We start from the raw sequence: 19,847 nt of genomic DNA, 5'->3' as shown, positions 1-19,847 counted from the left end.
ACCTTCTCAATTATGCTGCAACGATCGAGCGTTTATGCTTAATGAAATATTCAAATTCATTATGGAAATGCTTAACAAAGCTTTGTACAGGCCAAGCTGCAGCCTCACCTAATGCACAGATTGTGCGTCCTTCAATGTTATTTGCCACATTCACTAACTTTTCTACATCACCCGGTTCACCATGACCGTGTTTAATCCGATGTAAAAGCCGTACCAACCAGCCAGTACCTTCGCGGCAAGGGGTACATTGGCCACATGACTCATCCATGTAGAATTCAGAAATGCGGTACAGTGCATCAACCATACAGGTTGTTTCATCCATAATAATCACGGCACCAGAGCCCAGGCCTGAGCCTGCTTTTTGAATACTGTCATAATCCATATCAAGACCCAGCATTACATCGCCAGGAAGTACGGGCATAGAAGTACCACCAGGAATTACAGCCTTGATTTTCCGGTTTTCGAGTACACCGCCTGCTAAATCCAGAAGCGTTTTAAAGGGGGTTCCCAAAGGAATTTCGAAATTACCGGGCTTATTGATGTGACCACTGACACTAAAGCATTTTGTACCGCCATTATTAGGCTTACCCAGTTTTAAAAACCATTCGCCGCCCTTTTCCATAATAACGGGTACTGACGCAAAAGTTTCTGTGTTATTAATCGTTGTGGGTTTACCGTATAAACCATAGTTAGCCGGGAAGGGAGGCTTGAAGCGCGGCTGTCCTTTTTTACCTTCCAGAGAATTCAATAATGCGGTTTCCTCACCACAAATATAAGCGCCAGCACCCAAATGATTATAAAGATCAAAATCGACACCGCTGCCTAAAATATTTTTTCCCAGCAGGCCGGCTTCATAAGCTTCTTTTAATGCTGCTTCTGTACGCTCATAAGGTAACCAGAACTCACCACGAATATAGTTATAGCCAACGGTCGCACCCATGACGTAACCAGCTATGGCCATACCTTCAATAAGCTGATGCGGATTTAAGCTTAATATTTCTCTGTCTTTGCAGGTCCCCGGCTCACCCTCATCGGAATTACATACCACGTATTTTTGAACTGGAGAATTACGGTTCATAAAACTCCACTTGAGGCCTGTGGGAAAGCCCGCACCACCTCGTCCGCGCAGAGCAGAGGTTTTTAATTCATCAATAATTACCTGAGGTGGAGTTTGTTCTTTTAATATCTTTCGCCAGGCACTATAACCACCAACACTTTCATATGCAGATAGAGTCCAGGGCTCTGATAAATGAACTGTTCGATAACATACTTGGTTTAATTCAATCATGGCAGCCACCTCTATCTTATTGGTATTGTTCCAACACTGCATCTATAGATTCGGCAGTCAGATTTTCATGATAATCTTTGTCCACCTGCATCATTGGTGCATTGACACAAGCACCCAGGCACTCTACCGACCTTAAAGTAAATCGACCGTCATCAGTGGTTTCACCCAACTTGATGCCCAGTTTCTTTTCTAAATGCTCAACTACACCTGCTGAGTCTCTTAATAAGCAGGAAATGTTGGTACATACATTAACCAAATGCTTTCCTACGGGCTTATGTTCGTACATAGTGTAAAAGCTGGCTACTTCATAAACTGCAATAGGAGCCATATCAAGATAATCAGCAACCGCATCCATAAGTTCAGGAGTCAAATGGCCATGTTCTTCCTGTACAATGCGCAATGTACTCATCACAGCGGATTGTCTTTGATCTGCTGGATATTTCGCTATCCAATGGTTTATATCACGCATGAGCTTTGCGGGCATAAATTGATGTAATATTTTTGCTGAATTATCAGACATTTCTAAACCTTTATCTCGTTGTAATTACTGATGGCCAGAGTAAAGGACATCAGATTTAAATTATCGGTCTATTTCACCAAACACTATATCCTGGCTTGCTAAAATTGCCACGCCATCGGCCAACATATGTCCTTTTGCCATATCGTCATAACTGGAAAGGTGTGCAAATCCTGGTGCACGAATTTTCATGCGGTAGGGCTTGTTCGCACCATCTGAGATCATGTAGATGCCAAACTCTCCTTTGGGCGCTTCCACAGCAGAGTACACTTCGCCGCGCGGTAAGCAAAAGCCTTCAGTAAACAGCTTAAAATGGTGAATCAAAGCTTCCATATCATGCTTCATTTCAACGCGTCTTGGTGGTGTGATTTTATGATCGTCAACTTTAACTGGCCCTGGATGCTTTCTTAACCATTCAATGCATTGGCGGATGATGCGGTTAGATTGCCTTAATTCTTCAACTCGGACTAAATAACGGTCGTAACAATCTCCGGTTTTACCTACGGGGATGTCAAATTCTACCTTGTCATAAGCGGCATAACTTTGCTTTTTACGTAAATCCCAGGCAATACCAGAACCTCTGAGCATGGGACCGGTAAAACCCCATTGCAATGCATCTTCCGGAGACACAACTCCTATATCTACGGTACGCTGTTTCCAAATTCTGTTATCGGTCAGAAGTGTTTCATACTCGTCAACACAATGCGGAAAACGCTCTGTGAATGCCCAAAGAAAATCCAGGAGACTGCCCTGTCTGTTGGCATTCATTTTCTCTACTTCACGATCATTATGCCATCGGGAGGGCTTGTACTGTGGCATAGTATCAGGCAGATCTCTTGCCACGCCACCAGGTCTATAATACGTTGCATGCATACGCGCACCTGATACAGCTTCATAACAATCAAACAGGTCTTCACGCTCTCTGAAACAATACAGGAACACCGTCATGGCACCGATATCCAGCGCAATGGCGCCAAGCCACAAGAGGTGATTTAATACTCGAGTCACTTCATCAAACATAGTACGAATATATTGCGCACGTATGGGGGCCTCTATACCCAATAGCTTTTCTATTGATCGTACGTAGGCGTGTTCATTACACATCATCGATACATAATCCAGTCGGTCCATGTAACCGATGCTTTGGATGTAAGGTTTGGTTTCCGCAAGTTTTTCAGTTGCCCTGTGCAGCAGGCCAATATGAGGGTCGGCACGAACTATAGTTTCGCCTTCCAGTTCAAGAACAAGACGCAAAACACCGTGAGCTGCAGGATGTTGAGGACCAAAATTTAAAGTATAATTTTTAAGTTCTATCATTTTTCGCCATCCTCATTCCCCATGTACCTGTTATCATTACGGATAACTTTAGGCACTAATATTCTTGGTACTATATCAACTGGGGTATAAATTACTTTTGCGGCTTTTGCATCATAGCGCATTTCCACCTGACCGCTTAAAGGGAAATCTTTGCGGAATGGATGCCCGATGAAGCCATAGTCAGTTAGAATACGTCTTAAATCAGGGTGTCCGTCAAAAAGAATTCCATATAAATCATAAGCTTCACGTTCAAACCAATTCGCACCTTTCCATAAGTCATGCACTGAAGGCACTATTAAATGGCTTTCTTCAATGAATAATTTGACGCGCAAGCGATGATTTTTCTTAGTGGACAGCAAATGATAAACCACTGCAAATCGTGGCTTATCCATTACATAAGCTTTTGCTTCCTGGCGCTCTACACCACGGGAAAAGCCATTTTCTGTAGCGGAATCGGTTTCCCAGTCATATTCACCATAAGTCAGGTAATCTACGCCGCATAAGTCTATCAATTGATCGAAAGAAAATGCTTCATGATCACGTAATTCAATCATTATTGGCTTTAAATTATCCGCATTACATTCCAGCGTCACTTCACCATAAGCGATACTCACTTCGGTTATATGATTTGCTAACTCAGCATTAAGCTGTTCAACCAAATAATCGTTTTTAGTCATCTGTTTTGCACCTTTGATGAGGTCTTATGCTTCTAATACATTTTTGCGTTTGATTTTATTTTGCAATTGGATTATGCCATAGAGAAGTGCTTCAGCAGTCGGTGGACAACCAGGCACATAAACATCTACTGGAACAATACGGTCACACCCGCGAACTACAGAGTATGAATAATGATAATATCCGCCGCCATTAGCACAGGAACCCATGGAAATTACCCAGCGTGGTTCAGGCATCTGATCATATACTTTACGTAAAGCAGGAGCCATTTTATTGCACAAAGTACCCGCTACAATCATAACATCTGACTGGCGCGGACTGGGACGGAAAATAATTCCGAATCTGTCCAGATCATAGCGCGCAGCACCTACGTGCATCATTTCTACTGCACAACAAGCCAAACCAAAAGTCATAGGCCACATAGAGCCACTACGAGCCCAACCGACCAGTTTATCGACCGAAGTCATTCCAAAACCATTTTTTTGCAATTCTGCAACCGCCATAGCAAGCCTCTAAGCAGTTAAATAATAAAAAGAATACTCGGAGAGTGTTCTTGACGTTGAACGAGATAGAGTTATTCCCACTCTAAAGCACCTCGTTTCCATTCGTAAATAAATCCGATGACCAATAATCCCAGAAAAAGCATCATGCCTAAGAAGCCGAACCAGCCAATTTTACGTAAGGCCAGTGCCCAGGGGAAAAAGAAGGCTGTTTCCAAATCAAAAATGATAAATAATATAGCAACAAGATAGAACCGAACATCAAAAGGGATATGCGAACTTTCAAATGCACTGAAGCCACACTCATATGGTGAGTTTTTCTCTGGATCAGGGCTGTGTTTGGAAAATAATGAAGCACCCCCTATCATCGCAAGGCCTAACAACAAGCCTATTATGATGAATACGAGAACGGGTAAATATTGAGATAGCATCAGTTCACCTTGCTCGGATTATATAATGGTGCCGAAGGCCGGACTCGAACCGGCACGGCTTACGCCACCGCCCCCTCAAGACGGCGTGTCTACCAATTCCACCACTTCGGCATAACTCTTGTGCTCTCTCATATTTGGTGCATCTTGAACGATCTGGGTGGGGGGAAAAATGCTCACATACTGATGTATGCTGCGCTTTTTCCCCCCACCCAGATCGTTCAACCTGCACTCAAATCTGAGGATCACATCTTTTTTACTGTTCCTTGGCTAATCATGCAAAGGAAAATACTTACATATTTATTACTGCTGGCTGTTATCAACCGGTACTGGAACGGAGTTCACTGGTACGTTGGTTTGTTGCGGTATTGCTTGTTGTTCTGCTCTTTGGTTCTGCATGGAGACCAAGTAGGATAACGTCAAGCTGGTGACAAAAAATGTCAGGGCTAAACCACCGGTTAATTTAAACAAAAAGCCTCCGGTTCCCTGGCTGCCAAATAATGTATTTGATGCACCAGAACCAAAAGCAGCGCCTATATCAGCACCTTTACCATGTTGTATAAGCACCAGACCAATTAAGGTCACCGCTACTAATACATGAATCATTAATATCAATTGATACATTTCACAATTTCCACAAACTGTTTTGCATTCAACGATGCGCCGCCTACCAAACCACCATCAATATCTGGCATGGCAAATAATGCTCTGGCATTATTTTCGTTTACACTGCCTCCGTAAAGGAGTGTTAACTGTTCAGCATCACTCTTATTTATCTTTGCAACCATATCTCTAATGAAATGGTGAACTTCCTGTGCTTGTTCCGGTGAAGCTGTTTTACCAGTACCAATAGCCCAAACAGGTTCATAAGCGATGATACAATTTTTGAAACAGTCTTTACCGTTTTCGCTTACAGCCAGCAATTGCCTGGCAATTACTTGTTCTGTTTGTTCTTTTTCACGCTCAATAAGCGTCTCACCCACACAAAGAACAGGTATCATATCATGTTCTTTTACATGGTGGAATTTTTGCGCTACAAAATTTTCATCTTCATGAAAATATTGTCTGCGCTCCGAATGTCCTACCAAGACATAACGGCAATTGAAATCCTTTAACATCGGAGCAGAATGCTCTCCGGTATAAGCGCCAAAATCTTTCGGATAAATATTTTGCGCGCCTGTAGCAATAGCTGATGAACGAAGTATCTCACTCACCATGGGAAGATAAACAGCAGGTGGCATCACTACAACCTGGGCTGTTACAGAAGAAGCGATTAATTCGTTTAAGTCATTGGTTAATTGCTTCACCTGTTGAAACTGGCCATTCATTTTCCAATTGCCGGCCACCATTTTTTGTCTCATATTCACTCCCTATTGCAAAGGTGGACTATACCCAAACTTGAGACAGAAGTGTAGCACTATTTATGTGTTTTTTTTAATGAATCTTTTGTCATTTATTTTACATAAATTCTCATTTGCTACTTGCTTAGTCTTCTGATTTGGATAGAATCCTAGTGTCTGTACACGGAGGGTATACCAAATGAACGAACTCATACTGCGTTTAATGAATGACATTTCTGCTTTAACTCAACCTGTTGACCCTTTATTTTTAAAAGTAATTTTTGATTCATACTCACTAATCGAAGAGTCTCCATCTGCTGATGTTGCAGCTCAGCATCAAATTTTATTACACTTAAAAGCACTCACAACTGAGTACTTGAATCTAACTGAGGAATTAAAAGACCAGGAGTTAAACCAGAAAAGGCTAGACACCCTGATCGAAGCAAATAATGAGGCACTACTTACCCGTGATGCTTTATTTAAAAAGATTCAAATATCGCAGCAGCTGTTAACTACTGACTATGCAATAATAGATAAGGCAGCAAATATTTTTTTGCAAACACAAAATCCTTTAGCCACGCCGGTTCATTTTCCTGAATTGAATGATATGCAGCACACTTTTGTTACCGACCTGGATGTGGAACTTGAGAGATTAATCCGGGAAACTGACCTGAAGAGAGCTAAATTACAATTAACTCTGCTTAAGCATAAATTAGCTGCATCCAGTGAAGAATTGATGGCTGCCGGCTTCATTCCTGATGCCGATGTATCATCGCCTCGGTTAAACACCATTGCCGCATCCATTCAAAAAGAAATATTCAAACTGGATCGCACTCTTAAAGACGGTGAACGTTTGCAAAGCCAATTTGCCCGGCAATTATCTGTCACTGAACTGCAGTCAAAGAAAGATGGGGTGATGCGAGAAATACAAGACCTTGAAGAAAAGTTATCCAAGATTGAAAAGGATATTTCTGAGTCGACACTCTCTGCAGAGGTACAATCCCAAATAAGGCAGGAGTTTGAAGAAAGCACGAATATCCCTGAACTTCTTTCTGCTTACGAAAGCAGGCAAAGCAGTGTCTGGTCCTATGTAGATCCCTCTGCGTGGTTCTCATGGTTGAATTCAAATCAGCAATATGATGAACAACAGAATATGTATGCGCAATCATTCATCTTCTTGCAATTATTGGACAGAAGAAAGGAGTTTATTCTCCAAAAGGAAGCGCTCCTCAAAGAGCAGATACAGCTTGAGCGAATCGTCCTGGATAATCCTGAGACTGAAGATCAAGGTTTGATGCAATTAATTACTGATACGATTGTCTTGCTCAGGTCTATACCATCTGGAGTTGATGCAATTAACCTGACTCAAAATACCCCTGCTATCGATTGCTATTTGACATTAATTAAAAGCTTGCCAGCAGTTTCCGATTCGCTTGACCAATGCAAGGCAACCTTAGATAAATTAAGCGAATTAAGTTCTATTGTCCTGACGATAGAAGCTTTGCGAAATGAATTCAGGTTAACCATTGAAAACGATGGTGAACTTCCAACTATAGAAGAAGCTGAAAAGGATGACGGTAACCTGTTGACAGAAGAGCCGCTGCAAAAAGAACGGGCCCTGTTAAAAACATGCAAGCGCTATCTCATTAATTTGCAGCAACTTAATGTTATAATTGAAGAACTTGATGATGCGATTATGGATCAGGAACTTATTATCCAGCACATTGACTCACGAAAAGGACAGCTGCTTTCAAAAGAACAAATAGATAAAATTGGCGCTCATTTAATTGTATTAGCAAAAAATATCGCTGAACAAATTGAAGAACTAAAGCGTCTCCCTCTTCCTCAGGTCCAGGACGAAAAGACTGTAATCCGAGATGCCACAATTTCTGAGTCATTAGTCGATGAAACTCCAGTTCCTGAAGAGAGCCGTGACTTTGTTTCTGAAATGAGTGAGACCTCCGACCATTCATCCTCACCAGAATCTGCAGATGAAGACTCTGACTGGTCAAAGGAGACACAAATTGATACTAATAGTGTTGCTTCACCCTATGAAGCTACTGAAGTAAGCAGCTCAGAGTCATATTCTGATGATTCTGAATCAACGGAGCTATTAGTTTCTCATTCACCTGATTTGATGCTCACAGATACCGCCGATAAAGGTGTTACAGTACCCACTGTTGCTACCTCCTCTGATGCGGATTCCGATGAATATAAATCAATAGAATGTGAACTTATTTCCGTAGGTGACTCACCATCTCAATTGCGTCTATCTGATCTTGATGCTGTATTAGATACTCCAATGGCTTATGATGCAGTTGTTCCAGGTTCTGTACGGGATACTGATATACTCCCTGATTTGAGTGAAGGCTTCTCTCAACAAGACGATAATGAACATCTCAACTCCAATTTTTCAGATAATTCGCCTGCACCTGAACAAATTGGTATGTCAAAGCTTCCTGTCAGAAAATCACTTTTACTTACCACCCTTGATAATATCGATAAGTGGCATCATGAAAATTTGTCTCTATTGGTAAATCATCCTGACGAAGTTCAAAATTGGTATCATGCCTTACATCAATCAATCAAAGAATTATCTTTTGATGAATCTCAATGCCATAAAGCCTCGCAACTTCTACGCGATATTCTCTTCGAATTGCAGAATAAAAAGGACCTGAGTGTTATCCAGGCATACATGAGACTTTGCCCTGATCCAAAATTATCCGTCAAGCCATTGCTGGATCTGAAACCTGCGTTGCTGATCACGGATATGTCTTATAATGAAACCAATGAATTAATGGACTGCCCGCTGGAACTAAGACAGCATTATGCTCACTATTTCAAGTTAAGGAATCAATTCCCTGTTGAAGCAGAATTATTCCTGCAAGCCGTTCGTACAGTTCATTTAATCAAACTCTATATGAATATACCTGGTCATAAAATAACCCCAGATCAAATTCCTTCACTTGCGGCCGATCCTCGCTATGAACCATTAAAGCGTCATCGTGGATTTTTAAGAGTTTGGGAGTTTCTGGAGGATCTGTGCCGATTGATTTTTGCAAAAATTACCGGTCAGCCTGAACATGAATATACAAATCGCCCTTGCCGGTTTTTTAAACCCAAGTCAGCACAGTTAATTGAGGAGGCGGATTTAATGATGCGCAGCGCACTCCCTGAAAGTACGGTTAGCCTAAGTTAGTCCAGATCTACTCCTTCCCGTATTACGGCTAACGCCTAATACGGGCTACGAATCTACATATCTTTACCATTGTATGTGTTCAGCCCTATCTCAACCTGAGCTCAAATCTGACTGTTCGAGTACACATAAGCCCATACCCCCTGAACGGTTACTTACCATTCCCCGATCTACGTCCTCCTGAGCGCGTCTTTTGGCGCGAAGGATCTCCTGAAAGCGGCATGGTGTCAGTATTGGGAGATCCTTCGCGCAAAAAGACGCGCTCAGGACGACGTAGATCTGCGTGGAGCTGAGAGAGACGCTGGCAGGGTCTGCGCACTATTATTTTTTATCCTTAAACAGGTTCTTTGGTATCATTCAAACGTGCGTCAATAAGGCTGATATCATCACATAGTTTTTGTGCGTATTGCCTTACAGAAGCCTCATTGCTGCCTTCTACCATGACCCTTAGTAAAGGTTCGGTGCCAGATGGCCTAAGCAATACTCGCCCCTCACCTTTCAAACTTTTTTCCAAATTGGTGACCGCATGAAGTACTTGGGGATTTGAAGCTAACAGTCCAGCATGATCTGTTTTCAAATTGACTAAAGCTTGTGGTAACAAGGTAATCCCTTGAGTTAATTGTTCCAGGGTTTTGTCTTGTTTGACCATAATGGATAAAACCTGCAAGGCAGCAACGATTCCATCGCCTGTGGTTGTTTTATCCAGACACACGATATGACCTGATGTTTCACCACCAATACGCCAATCCTTTTCTCTCAGAGATTCCAGAACATATCTGTCCCCAACCTTGGAACGAAGAAAAGGAATGCCTAGATCAGCAAGTGCTAATTCCAAACCGTAGTTGCTCATGAGGGTACCCGCAACGCCCCCGTGTAATAAGCCCCTTTGGTGTCGATCTTTGGCAATAATATAAAGGATCTGATCGCCATCGACTATATTTCCCCTGGCATCAATCAAAACAACACGATCACCATCGCCATCAAGTCCAATACCTATATCAGCATTGTGGCTGACTACTTTTTTTCTTAACAATTCAGGGGCGGTTGAACCGCAATCCTGATTGATATTGAATCCATCCGGTTTATCCCCTATGGAAATAACCTGAGCACCTAATTCTGAGAACACATTGGGTGCGATATGATAAGTGGCTCCATTAGCACAATCCACAACGATTTTTAAACCCGACAAACGGGTCATTGAAGGGATGGTCGATTTACAAAATTCGATGTAGCGGCCTGCGGCGTCGCTGATACGTGTTGCTTTGCCTAATTTTACTGACGCGACTGTTTTTAATTGCTTTTCCAAAGCAGCTTCTATATCCATTTCTACACTATCAGGTAATTTACCACCATCAGCTGAAAAGAATTTAATTCCATTGTCTTCGAATAAATTATGCGAAGCACTGATAACGATGCCGGCATTTGCCCTTAGTGTTTGAGTGAGATAGGCAATTCCAGGGGTAGGCATTGGGCCGAGTAAGGCCACATCTACACCTGCAGCTGATAATCCTGCTTCCAAAGCAGATTCAAGCATGTATCCCGAAACACGGGTATCTTTTCCTATGACCACTTTTTTTCTATGGCCATTAGCCAACACTTGTCCGACAGCCCAACCGAGCTTCAAAACAAATTCGGGATTAATACTGGATAAGCCTACGTGTCCACGTATGCCATCTGTACCAAAATATTTTCGTTGACTCATCCTCAATGCCTCTTTATTAATTAAGTCATCCAAAGCTTAGGAATTCCAGCTCTCTAATATACTACAATAAACCTCGGATTTAATATTATATTTCTATTCAGCCTGAGCTACTGCTTCAACCATCTGTAATGCCTGTCTGGTTTCATCAACGTCATGCGTCCTCAAAATTCCGACTCCGCCTTTAATGGTTGCATAAAGGGCCAAAGCGATACTTCCGATTAATCTCTGTGTTACATCCTTATCCAGGACAGCGCCGATAGTACTTTTACGAGAAACACCTAAAAGAAGGGGTAAATTAAAATCATTCAATTCATTGAGCCTTCTTACTAAGTTTAGGTTATGTTTCACTTTCTTTCCAAAACCAAAACCAGGATCCAAAATTAATTGCTTTTTATTCAGACCTGCCAGTTCACAAGCTTCAATACGTTCCGCAAAAAAACGAACCAGCGCGTCCATTATCCCATCAGGATAATCAGGATTATTTTGCATGGTCAGCGGTTCGCCTTGCATGTGCATTAAACATACAGGAACATTGAGCCTGGATGCCATGGCCAATGCTCCCTCTTTTCCAAGCGCATAGACATCATTGATGATGTTTGCACCAGCCTCAATGGCTGCTTCCATTACCTCAGGCTTGTAGGTATCAATTGAGATACATACCTCTGAGTTCTTGCGAATTTGTTCTATCACCGGTATTACCCGTGACAATTCCTCATCCAGAGAAACCTGAACCGCCCCAGGTTTGGTTGATTCACCGCCAATATCAATGATATCAGCTCCATGGTCAATTAAATTAAAGGCGTGCTCACAAGCCCTGTCCATGGATAAAAAGTCACCACCATCAGAAAAAGAATCTGCGGTACTATTTAATATGCCCATTATTAGTGGTTTTTCAAAAACCAATTGCGACTCAGGCTGGCTTTTTCGCTCAAGCCAGCCCGTAAATTGTTCTGGACTCACCTGACTCTCTCTATTTACTCATATTAAAAATGTTTCACCTTATAGCCTGTAACATAACGCGGCGGCAAGGGAAACATCAGGTTCATTGGTGTTGTAATCCCGTATCAGACCAAGCGGATACGGGCTACGAAAGAATCACAGCTCTTCAGCGGGTTTTTCTATGGTTTGACCATTAACAGCTTTAGCAGGTGCTTCATTGACTGCCTCTGATTTCTCAATAGGCTTTGAAGAACCCCAATCAGCAGGTGGTGAAGGTTCTTTTCCAGACATAATTTCTGCAATCTGCTTCGTATCAATGGTTTCATATTTGATAAGGCTTTCTGCCATCAAATGCAGTTTATCCATGTTAGCGACCAGAATTTCTTTAGCTCGCTGATAATTCCTGTCAATAATTGCACGAACTTCATCGTCAATTTGTTGCGCTGTCCGGTCAGACATTTCCTTGCGCTTGTTCATGGAGCGACCTAAAAATACTTCTTCCTCCTCTTCACCAAAAGTAAGAGGGCCTAAAGTAGATAATCCCCAGCTGGTAACCATTTTACGAGCAATCTCAGTGGAGCGCATGATGTCATTTGATGCTCCAGTGGTTACGCTTTCAATACCAAAAATAAGCTCTTCTGCGATACGGCCACCAAACAAGCTGGATAACTGGCTTTCCAGACGGCGTTTACTATGACTGTAGCGATCTTGCTCAGGTAAAAACATGGTCACCCCTAGCGCACGTCCGCGAGGAATAATGGATACTTTGTATACAGGATCATGTTCAGGAACGGATAATCCTACGATGGCATGTCCTGCCTCATGATAAGCAGTCAGTTTTTTCTCATTATCATCCATCACCATGGAACGTCTTTCCGTACCCATCATGATCTTATCTTTGGCTTTATCCAGTTCTAACATGCCTACTTTTCGCTTGTTCGCTCTGGCAGCAAATAGTGCAGCCTCATTGACCAGGTTTGCCAGGTCCGCGCCTGAAAATCCAGGTGTACCTCGTGCAATATCCATAACTTCAACGTTATTATCAACGGGGACTTTCTGTAAATGAACTCTTAAAATCTGCTCACGGCCTCTGATGTCGGGTAAAGGTACAACAACCTGACGGTCAAATCGACCCGGGCGCAATAAAGCAGGATCCAGCACATCAGGACGGTTAGTTGCCGCAACAACTATCACGCCTTCGCTGCCTTCAAAACCATCCATTTCGACCAGCAACTGGTTTAAGGTTTGTTCACGCTCATCGTGTCCACCACCAAGCCCTGCGCCTCTATGGCGACCTACGGCATCGATTTCATCGATGAATATGATACATGGGGCATGTTTTTTCGCTTGTTCAAACATGTCTCGAACACGAGAAGCTCCAACACCTACAAACATTTCCACGAAATCAGAACCAGAAATAGTAAAGAAGGGTACTTTGGCTTCGCCGGCTACCGCTTTGGCTAACAAAGTTTTACCGGTACCTGGAGAACCAACCAACAGTACGCCACGAGGAATACGTCCACCCAGATTTTGGAATTTGGTAGGATCCCGCAAGAAATCAACTAACTCTTTCACTTCATCTTTAGCTTCGTCAACCCCAGCCACATCAGCAAAAGTCACTTTAACCTGATCTTCACCCAGCAAACGCGCACGGGAACGCCCGAACGACATGGCTCCTCGGCCACCGCCGCCTTGCATTTGCCGCATAAAGAATATCCAGACACCGATTAATAACAGCATAGGGAACCAGTTGATGAACAAATGCAAGAGGAAACTCTCTTGTTGCTTTTCCTGACCGCTTACATCAACCTTCCCTTTAAGCAGCTCACCTAACAGGGCGTTATCCTGCATAGGCATGTAGGTGACAAAACGTTTGTTATTTTTCGTCATCCCTTTGATTATTTTGTTATCCTCAATAGTCACTGAGTTAACCATGCCCTGATCAACTTCTTTTAAAAACTGACTGTAGGAAACCTTCTCAGCAACAGAGTTACGAGGGCCAAAATTACTGAAAACAGAGACGAGAACAATCGCTATAATCAGCCATAAAAATAAATTCTTAACCATGTCGTTCAAAGTATTAACCTCGTTAGTTACTTACAGCTTTGTTGTGAGAACGATAAAATAACCTTTCCAAATCAAATTGCCAAATCAGCAGTTCATGATCTATCAAGCTATATATATAAAGCTACTATAAATTATAGCCCTTTGCCAGCAAATAGGTTTCTTTTGAGCGAGATCGTGATGCGGAAGGTTTACGAATCACTACCTTGTCAAATGAAGCGCGAGCCTGTTTTACTAAATCATCAAAACCGGAACCATGAAAAATTTTAACCAGCATGGTTCCCCCCGGCTTTAACATTTTTTCGGCAAAATCAAAAGCCAGCTCAACCAAATACATAGCCCTGGGAATATCAATCGCCGTACTCCCGCTCATATTTGGGGCCATATCTGATAATAACAAGTCTATACTGCGCTCTGGAATCAAATTTATTAATTCCTCAAGCACTTCATCTTCACGGAAATCACCTTGAATAAAATCTACATCAGGCAATGCATCCATGGGCAATATATCAAGAGCCACAATACGCCCTTTACCATTTAATTTTTCAGAGACGTATTGAGTCCAGCCGCCAGGGGCCGCTCCAAGGTCAACAACGGTCATGCCAGGCTTCAGAAGTGACTCTTTTTCATCAACCTCTTTTAGTTTATATACAGCCCGACTGCGATAGCCTTCTGCCTGCGCTTTTTTAACGTAAACGTCATCAAAATGTTCTTGCAACCAACGTTTACTACTTTTAGTACGACTCATAACGGTCAATTAGAAATTCAATTTCTGCTATGATACTGAATTTTACTACCTTTTCCCAGCAAAACGTGCAATAATTTGCCATTTTAAAGATCAGGAAGCAACATACGTGGATAATTCATTCAAACGCGAACTAAAAGCTAAGGCACATCATTTAAAACCAGTGATTTTACTGGGGGCAAAAGGATTAACTGAAGCAGTTATCGCAGAAACCAATATTGCCTTACTCGCACATGAGTTGATTAAAGTAAAAATTAATGGTGCAGAAAAGGAAGGCCGTATCGAAATGGCTCATGAACTCAGCGAACAATTACAGGCGGAACTGGTGCAAATGATTGGTCATACAGTAATCCTCTACCGTAAAAACGAAGAAAATCACAAATAAATGTTTAGGTACGTCATCCTGAGCGTGAAGGGTCTCCCAAAACAAGAATGGTGCCAACATTTGGAGATCCTTCGCAAAGACGAGCTCAGGATCTGAAGTATCCCCACGAAAATGATTTTTTTATGAGCACTACATTTCCTGTTTGCTTATGCTCTCATTACCTAAAGAAAACCGAGCCGCGACCGTGAGGGAGCGGAAATTTTGATTTACACCTAATGAGCAATCAACAATGGAGTGCAGCGAACTGTTCCGCTTCCTTACGGTCGCGGCTCGGTTTTCTTGGCATGATGCTCTTTTGTACTCTTGATTAGCGAGTCACAATACAGGCTCAAGGGGATAGTTCGGGGGATTCCTCAGCTCAGGAGGACATTAATGGGTTACCAAATTCTTTCAAATATAAAGCGCCAAATTGATAGGAAGCGTAATCGGTTATGTGTCCTTCGTCTCTGAAAACGGGAATGCCATTCAATCCCGCATTACATTCTCCGTTTTTGCACTGCACTTTTTTAGGGTCAATGAGAATTAATTGCGGGTATTTCACTTTCATTTCAGCAAATAATCCGTAAATCCAGCGCTCATTTTCTGAAAGCTGGATAGGGAAAGTACACTGACTGGAATCATAAGGCTGCCGCAATTTAACATGTTTAAAAAAGCAGTCATGAACATTGCCATTCGTTGTCGCAGTCGATTTAATGAGAACCGGTTTTGCTCCGGAAGCAACTATTTGCTGCAAGGCTTTATCCAGGGCAATGCTAAAGCGCTGTTTCGCCAACTCCATAGAACGATCATCACCTTCCTGATTAATGAGGCTGGTTGATAAATAATTACCCCAGACTTGCCCAATGATGACATAGTCATAATGATTTTCCTGAATCATACGATAATATCGGGCGGTTTGATCATGACATTCCTGATAAATTTTATCTTTAAAATGCCACCAGTCAAAAAGGTCAACTCCCGGCAAAGTAATGCAAGAAGAAGTTCCCTGAGCCAAAATGGAAACGCCTGCAGCACGCCCCAGAGTATCCATAAACCCCCAATAATGGTTAGAAAATGAATCGCCTATCATTAGCGCCTTTTTATTTTTTGCATCAGCCGCACCGATAGTACACTGCTGTTCATCATCGGTATGGTGCTTACTAATACACAAAGGCCTTCGCTCACTGGCATATCGCTCCAGTTCTTGATAAATAGTCACCAACTCCTGATCAAAGCGCTGAGGAAAACCGGAGTGATTTTTAATTAAATAGGATGCGGCATGAGTAAACAGGACAGGTAACAGAAGCAAACTGGCAAAAGTGTAACGAAAAGGAACTTGTTTTAGTCGCCGCGATGGCTTTTCAATACAACGCCAGGACAAATACCCTGATAGAAAAGTGGCGCTGTACGCAAAAAGCAGTACGGACGACGTTTCATCAATACTTTGATATCTGATAATCGAAAAAATAACCCAGTGCCATAAATAAAGTGAATAGGAAAGCAATCCTATAAAAACCAGGGGTCTGCACGAGAGTATGGCGACACAGTGAATGCCAGGATAAAAACGCCCGAAGGCAATGAGTACACCTGTAGCGACACAAACAGCAAAAGCATACCAATCAGGATATCCAAGTAATATATGATCCCGGCTGGCTATGTAGAAAATAGTCACTACAGCCACCAGAGCAATGCCATTTAACAGAAAATGCTTCATGGACGATAATGCAGATGCGTCAGAAGTGCTGCTCAAAGGCATTAAAGCAACGCAAGCACCAATCAGGAACTCAAAAATACGGCTGGAAAATTGGTAATAGGTTTGAGCAGGGGCATTTTGTGAGTTATAGAGCGCCAGGAACAAGAATATAAAAGTAAGAATAAAGACGACAAAAATAATTTTTCGTTTGCTGAACATTCGGTGCAGACAATACATGGCTATGGGTAAAAGCAAATAGCATTGCCATTCAATAGATAAAGACCAGGTATGCAGTAAAGGAAGTTGGTGAGTATCAGGGGAAAAATATCCCGTCGTTGTCTGGTTAAAAAATAAATTAGAAAGGAACAGGGACGTTTTACGTGCACTACGACTGTATTGAACCAAATCGTCCGGTAGAAAAAAAATCGCCGTCAGGACTGTTGTTAAAAAAATCACACACACGAAAGCGGGCTGAAGTCGCCATAATCTGCGGTTGTAAAAATCGATAAAAGAAAAATTGCCGCTATTTAATGAATTATGAATAATACTCGTAATCAGAAAACCTGAAATAACAAAAAATACATCGACACCAACAAAACCGGAAGGAAAAAGGGAAAGGCCTCCGTGGTAGATTAAGACTAACAGAATCGCAATAGCGCGCAATCCATCAATATCAGGCCTGTAATTCATTGATTCAACCTACCCATAAAACAAAGTAGTGAATTTTATCACCTAAGTGATGAGACAGAAACAGTTACTTAATTCTCCATGACATTCTATATCGTAGTCGTAGCCTGTATTAGCGAAGCGTAATACAGGATCGAAGTAGCAATGTCGTTAATACAGGCTTCGAAACTGCGCCCTACACGGCTCCACGTCGTCCTGAGCGCGTCTTTTTGCGCGAAGGATCTCCTGAAAGCGGCATGGTGCCAGTATTTGGAGATCCTTCGCGCAAAAAGACGCGCTCAGGACGACGTAGAAAGAAGTTGATCAGGAATAGACCGGGCTACAAAACATCTTAAGTACGGCCGGTTCCTTACTGTCATTAATTATTTATATAACATTCTTGCAAATGAGAATGATTATCATTTATATTAATATGTAAGGTATTAAATTCTGGAGATGGTAATGGCCCTGGCATATGGAAGTTTTCATGAACTCAGTCATCAGTTACGGTTTTTATTATTCGAAATTGGCATAGGGCTTCCGCAAAATGCCATAGATTATTTTATTACTCTGGCTCATAAGGAAACATTACGACGCTTACAACACGCAGCGCTCAGTGAGGGCTTGATTAACGCTCCCATCGCAAGCCATCATGTGCATGATTTTATTGATCAGTTACAGTTGAAGTTGAAAAAATCCATGCCAGCCAGCCAGTTTTTTCAATGGGAAACTATTCGAAATGAGTTGGATGAATCTATTGCTAATGAAGCTTTGGCTCAGGCATACAGGCAATGCTGGAACAATCAATTGGCTAATGAAGCAAGCCCATACCAGAGTTTGTGGTCCTGGATAAAGAATAAATTATCAACCCATCAATCATTATTATTTTTAGAACAGTGGGGGGCTAGCGGTCATCATTACCATCCTTCCTTTCAAGCCAAAACAGGATTTACCCGACGTGAAGTACTGCAAAACTCACCTGAGTTCCAGGCCAAAATCAGTATCCACTGGTGTGCCCTGAAAAAGGATAAAACATGCAGTACTGCTGATTCGATGCTTTTTAATACAGTAATAGCCAGAGAGTTCCCCTATGAATATGCCTTGTGGCAAGACAAACTGCGCTGCAATCATTTGAGTCCTCAGGATTACTACCCCGTCCCGGTTCACCCCTGGCAATGGCGCAATCAATTACAGAATTTATGTGCAGAAATGATTGATGACAAGTCACTTGTCTTATTGCCTCATCATCAGACGTTAATCCCTTCCATGTCTTTAGATACTTTGTTATCGGAACGAAATCCCAACTGCTGCATGCAACTGGCAACAAGCGTCAATACCCCCTATGTAAAAGGCACTCAACTTACTGATTTTCAGCCGCAAAAGGCTGAAATTTCCAACTGGATTGAAGCAGTTTTAACTGCGGAAAACCATTATGGCAATACATTATTTATTACCAGAGAGTTGGGAAACATACGATTATTTGACCAGTCACTCCCTCAATATCAAGCCAATAAATTTTCAGCCTGTCTGAAACAGAATCCAGTCCAATTACTGGCAGCAAACCAAAAAGCAGTTCCCTTGAACAGCTTGTTGATGACATCGCCCCTGACAAAGACCACATTACTTCATGAAATAATTAAAGAAAGCACATTGGAGCCCTTAAATTATTTTTCTCTTTATTGTCAAAACATTTTATTTAGCCAAATGCATTTGTTATTAAAATATGGAATAACCCTTAATGCGCAACTGCACAATACTTTAATTGTTTTTACTGATGATAAGCCTCAAGGCTTAATAATCAATAATTCAGACTTCATTAAAATTGCCGATCATCCTTTATATAAAGAAATAGCCAGGCCTGGATCATTAGCCAGTTCGTCTGTAAACATCAGCGATCTCAATGCAATAAGAACTCTTTTCATTCAAAGTACATTACAAAATAACATCAGCTCTCTTATTGATAGTGTGAGCCATGAATTTCAGTTATCTGTTCAAGAATTGTGGAATGAAGTGCGAAGCGTGCTCCTTAGCGTATTCGAGGCATTGCCTAAAGATATTGACCCCAGACTTTTAAGTTGGCAAAAGCATTTCCTATTACAGGAAACCTGGCCACATCTGTGTTCTTTTACTATGAGGTTGAGATCAAATCACGCTCAAAATGTATACATCAAACAGGACAATCCTTTGTATGGTAGTAATCTATAATCGGGTCTGACAAGCACTGCATTAAGTCAACGTGAGTTATGAATAACAAGATTGATTTACTTCGATGTCGTTCGGGCTGAGGAGAGGCGATAGCCTCGTCTCGAAGCCTTAGCACCATGCCAAGGCTTCGAGACAGCGCTATCGCGCTTCCTCAGCCCGAACGACATCGAAGTAACGACTGGATAAAACAAGCTTCTTATCCATAACT

Annotated in this window: 16 protein-coding genes and 1 tRNA gene; 3 read left to right on the top strand and 14 right to left on the bottom strand. The window is 42.0% G+C overall.

Annotated elements, in window-relative coordinates:
* Window positions 1-10: 10 nt before the first annotated feature.
* The 9 genes from nuoF to tpiA form a co-directional block, all read right to left on the bottom strand.
* Window positions 11-1,288 (bottom strand): NADH-quinone oxidoreductase subunit NuoF, encoded by a 1,278-nt coding sequence (nuoF, locus tag B094_RS0114860; protein WP_018578615.1) that lies wholly within the window; start codon window positions 1,286-1,288, stop codon window positions 11-13.
* Between the two features lie 16 nt (window positions 1,289-1,304).
* Window positions 1,305-1,808 (bottom strand): NADH-quinone oxidoreductase subunit NuoE, encoded by a 504-nt coding sequence (gene nuoE / locus B094_RS0114855; RefSeq protein ID WP_018578614.1) that lies wholly within the window; start codon window positions 1,806-1,808, stop codon window positions 1,305-1,307.
* A gap of 60 nt (window positions 1,809-1,868) precedes the next feature.
* Window positions 1,869-3,122 carry an NADH-quinone oxidoreductase subunit D gene (locus tag B094_RS0114850; protein ID WP_018578613.1) on the bottom strand — a complete coding sequence of 418 codons (1,254 nt, stop codon included), beginning with the start codon at window positions 3,120-3,122 and terminating at the stop codon, window positions 1,869-1,871.
* Window positions 3,119-3,799 carry an NADH-quinone oxidoreductase subunit C gene (locus tag B094_RS0114845; protein WP_018578612.1) on the bottom strand — a complete coding sequence of 227 codons (681 nt, stop codon included), beginning with the start codon at window positions 3,797-3,799 and terminating at the stop codon, window positions 3,119-3,121. The genes B094_RS0114850 and B094_RS0114845 overlap by 4 nt, the downstream gene beginning before the upstream one ends.
* A 24-nt stretch (window positions 3,800-3,823) precedes the next feature.
* Window positions 3,824-4,300: a NuoB/complex I 20 kDa subunit family protein gene (locus B094_RS0114840; RefSeq protein ID WP_018578611.1), complete on the bottom strand. Its 477-nt coding sequence runs from the start codon at window positions 4,298-4,300 to the stop codon at window positions 3,824-3,826.
* Between the two features lie 71 nt (window positions 4,301-4,371).
* Window positions 4,372-4,728, bottom strand: coding sequence for an NADH-quinone oxidoreductase subunit A (gene ndhC / locus B094_RS0114835; protein ID WP_018578610.1), 357 nt, complete (start codon window positions 4,726-4,728; stop codon window positions 4,372-4,374).
* Window positions 4,729-4,754: 26 nt separating this feature from the next.
* A tRNA-Leu gene (locus B094_RS0114830) sits at window positions 4,755-4,839 on the bottom strand.
* Between the two features lie 189 nt (window positions 4,840-5,028).
* Window positions 5,029-5,349, bottom strand: coding sequence for a preprotein translocase subunit SecG (gene secG / locus B094_RS0114825; protein ID WP_018578609.1), 321 nt, complete (start codon window positions 5,347-5,349; stop codon window positions 5,029-5,031).
* The gene (tpiA, locus tag B094_RS0114820) at window positions 5,337-6,086 is read right to left on the bottom strand and encodes a triose-phosphate isomerase (RefSeq protein WP_018578608.1); all 750 of its coding nucleotides are present in this window, start codon (window positions 6,084-6,086) and stop codon (window positions 5,337-5,339) included. The genes secG and tpiA overlap by 13 nt, the downstream gene beginning before the upstream one ends.
* A 178-nt stretch (window positions 6,087-6,264) precedes the next feature.
* On the opposite strand from tpiA, the gene B094_RS0114815 reads away from it, so the two are divergent.
* Window positions 6,265-9,264: a coiled-coil domain-containing protein gene (locus B094_RS0114815; RefSeq protein ID WP_018578607.1), complete on the top strand. Its 3,000-nt coding sequence runs from the start codon at window positions 6,265-6,267 to the stop codon at window positions 9,262-9,264.
* Window positions 9,265-9,595: 331 nt separating this feature from the next.
* Here B094_RS0114815 and glmM read toward each other — a convergent pair whose 3' ends face one another.
* From glmM to rlmE, 4 genes are all read right to left on the bottom strand, one after another.
* Window positions 9,596-10,963 (bottom strand): phosphoglucosamine mutase, encoded by a 1,368-nt coding sequence (gene glmM, locus B094_RS0114810; RefSeq protein WP_018578606.1) that lies wholly within the window; start codon window positions 10,961-10,963, stop codon window positions 9,596-9,598.
* A gap of 93 nt (window positions 10,964-11,056) precedes the next feature.
* A complete protein-coding gene (gene folP / locus B094_RS0114805; protein WP_018578605.1) occupies window positions 11,057-11,923 on the bottom strand; it encodes a dihydropteroate synthase in 867 nt (288 codons plus the stop codon).
* Between the two features lie 135 nt (window positions 11,924-12,058).
* Window positions 12,059-13,969 carry an ATP-dependent zinc metalloprotease FtsH gene (gene ftsH, locus B094_RS0114800; RefSeq protein ID WP_018578604.1) on the bottom strand — a complete coding sequence of 637 codons (1,911 nt, stop codon included), beginning with the start codon at window positions 13,967-13,969 and terminating at the stop codon, window positions 12,059-12,061.
* A gap of 124 nt (window positions 13,970-14,093) precedes the next feature.
* Window positions 14,094-14,714 carry a 23S rRNA (uridine(2552)-2'-O)-methyltransferase RlmE gene (gene rlmE, locus B094_RS0114795; RefSeq protein ID WP_018578603.1) on the bottom strand — a complete coding sequence of 207 codons (621 nt, stop codon included), beginning with the start codon at window positions 14,712-14,714 and terminating at the stop codon, window positions 14,094-14,096.
* 106 nt (window positions 14,715-14,820) lie between these two features.
* On the opposite strand from rlmE, the gene yhbY reads away from it, so the two are divergent.
* On the top strand, window positions 14,821-15,096 hold the full coding sequence (yhbY, locus tag B094_RS0114790; RefSeq protein WP_018578602.1) for a ribosome assembly RNA-binding protein YhbY: 276 nt from the start codon (window positions 14,821-14,823) through the stop codon (window positions 15,094-15,096).
* Window positions 15,097-15,454: 358 nt separating this feature from the next.
* Here the strand turns inward: yhbY and B094_RS0114785 are convergent, their stop codons facing one another.
* Window positions 15,455-17,458: an acyltransferase family protein gene (locus tag B094_RS0114785; RefSeq protein WP_018578601.1), complete on the bottom strand. Its 2,004-nt coding sequence runs from the start codon at window positions 17,456-17,458 to the stop codon at window positions 15,455-15,457.
* A 438-nt stretch (window positions 17,459-17,896) separates the two neighbouring features.
* Here B094_RS0114785 and B094_RS0114780 point away from each other — a divergent pair, with 438 nt between their 5' ends.
* Window positions 17,897-19,639, top strand: a complete 1,743-nt coding sequence (locus B094_RS0114780) for an IucA/IucC family protein (protein WP_018578600.1) — start codon at window positions 17,897-17,899, stop codon at window positions 19,637-19,639.
* Window positions 19,640-19,847: the final 208 nt, after the last annotated feature.

The organism is Legionella shakespearei DSM 23087 (assembly GCF_000373765.1).
GTDB lineage: Bacteria > Pseudomonadota > Gammaproteobacteria > Legionellales > Legionellaceae > Legionella > Legionella shakespearei.
Note: the sequence above shows the minus strand (reverse complement) of the source record. Positions and strands in the feature narration are given on the sequence as shown.

What these genes read in the sequence shown, in the direction of transcription:
- nuoF (WP_018578615.1), bottom strand. Translation starts at nt 1,288, where the DNA reads ATGATTGAATTAAACCAAGTATGTTATCGAACAGTTCATTTATCAGAG.
- nuoE (WP_018578614.1), bottom strand. Translation starts at nt 1,808, where the DNA reads ATGTCTGATAATTCAGCAAAAATATTACATCAATTTATGCCCGCAAAG.
- B094_RS0114850 (WP_018578613.1), bottom strand. Translation starts at nt 3,122, where the DNA reads ATGATAGAACTTAAAAATTATACTTTAAATTTTGGTCCTCAACATCCT.
- B094_RS0114845 (WP_018578612.1), bottom strand. Translation starts at nt 3,799, where the DNA reads ATGACTAAAAACGATTATTTGGTTGAACAGCTTAATGCTGAGTTAGCA.
- B094_RS0114840 (WP_018578611.1), bottom strand. Translation starts at nt 4,300, where the DNA reads ATGGCGGTTGCAGAATTGCAAAAAAATGGTTTTGGAATGACTTCGGTC.
- ndhC (WP_018578610.1), bottom strand. Translation starts at nt 4,728, where the DNA reads ATGCTATCTCAATATTTACCCGTTCTCGTATTCATCATAATAGGCTTG.
- secG (WP_018578609.1), bottom strand. Translation starts at nt 5,349, where the DNA reads ATGTATCAATTGATATTAATGATTCATGTATTAGTAGCGGTGACCTTA.
- tpiA (WP_018578608.1), bottom strand. Translation starts at nt 6,086, where the DNA reads ATGAGACAAAAAATGGTGGCCGGCAATTGGAAAATGAATGGCCAGTTT.
- B094_RS0114815 (WP_018578607.1), top strand. Translation starts at nt 6,265, where the DNA reads ATGAACGAACTCATACTGCGTTTAATGAATGACATTTCTGCTTTAACT.
- glmM (WP_018578606.1), bottom strand. Translation starts at nt 10,963, where the DNA reads ATGAGTCAACGAAAATATTTTGGTACAGATGGCATACGTGGACACGTA.
- ftsH (WP_018578604.1), bottom strand. Translation starts at nt 13,969, where the DNA reads ATGGTTAAGAATTTATTTTTATGGCTGATTATAGCGATTGTTCTCGTC.
- rlmE (WP_018578603.1), bottom strand. Translation starts at nt 14,714, where the DNA reads ATGAGTCGTACTAAAAGTAGTAAACGTTGGTTGCAAGAACATTTTGAT.
- B094_RS0114785 (WP_018578601.1), bottom strand. Translation starts at nt 17,458, where the DNA reads ATGAATTACAGGCCTGATATTGATGGATTGCGCGCTATTGCGATTCTG.
- B094_RS0114780 (WP_018578600.1), top strand. Translation starts at nt 17,897, where the DNA reads ATGGCCCTGGCATATGGAAGTTTTCATGAACTCAGTCATCAGTTACGG.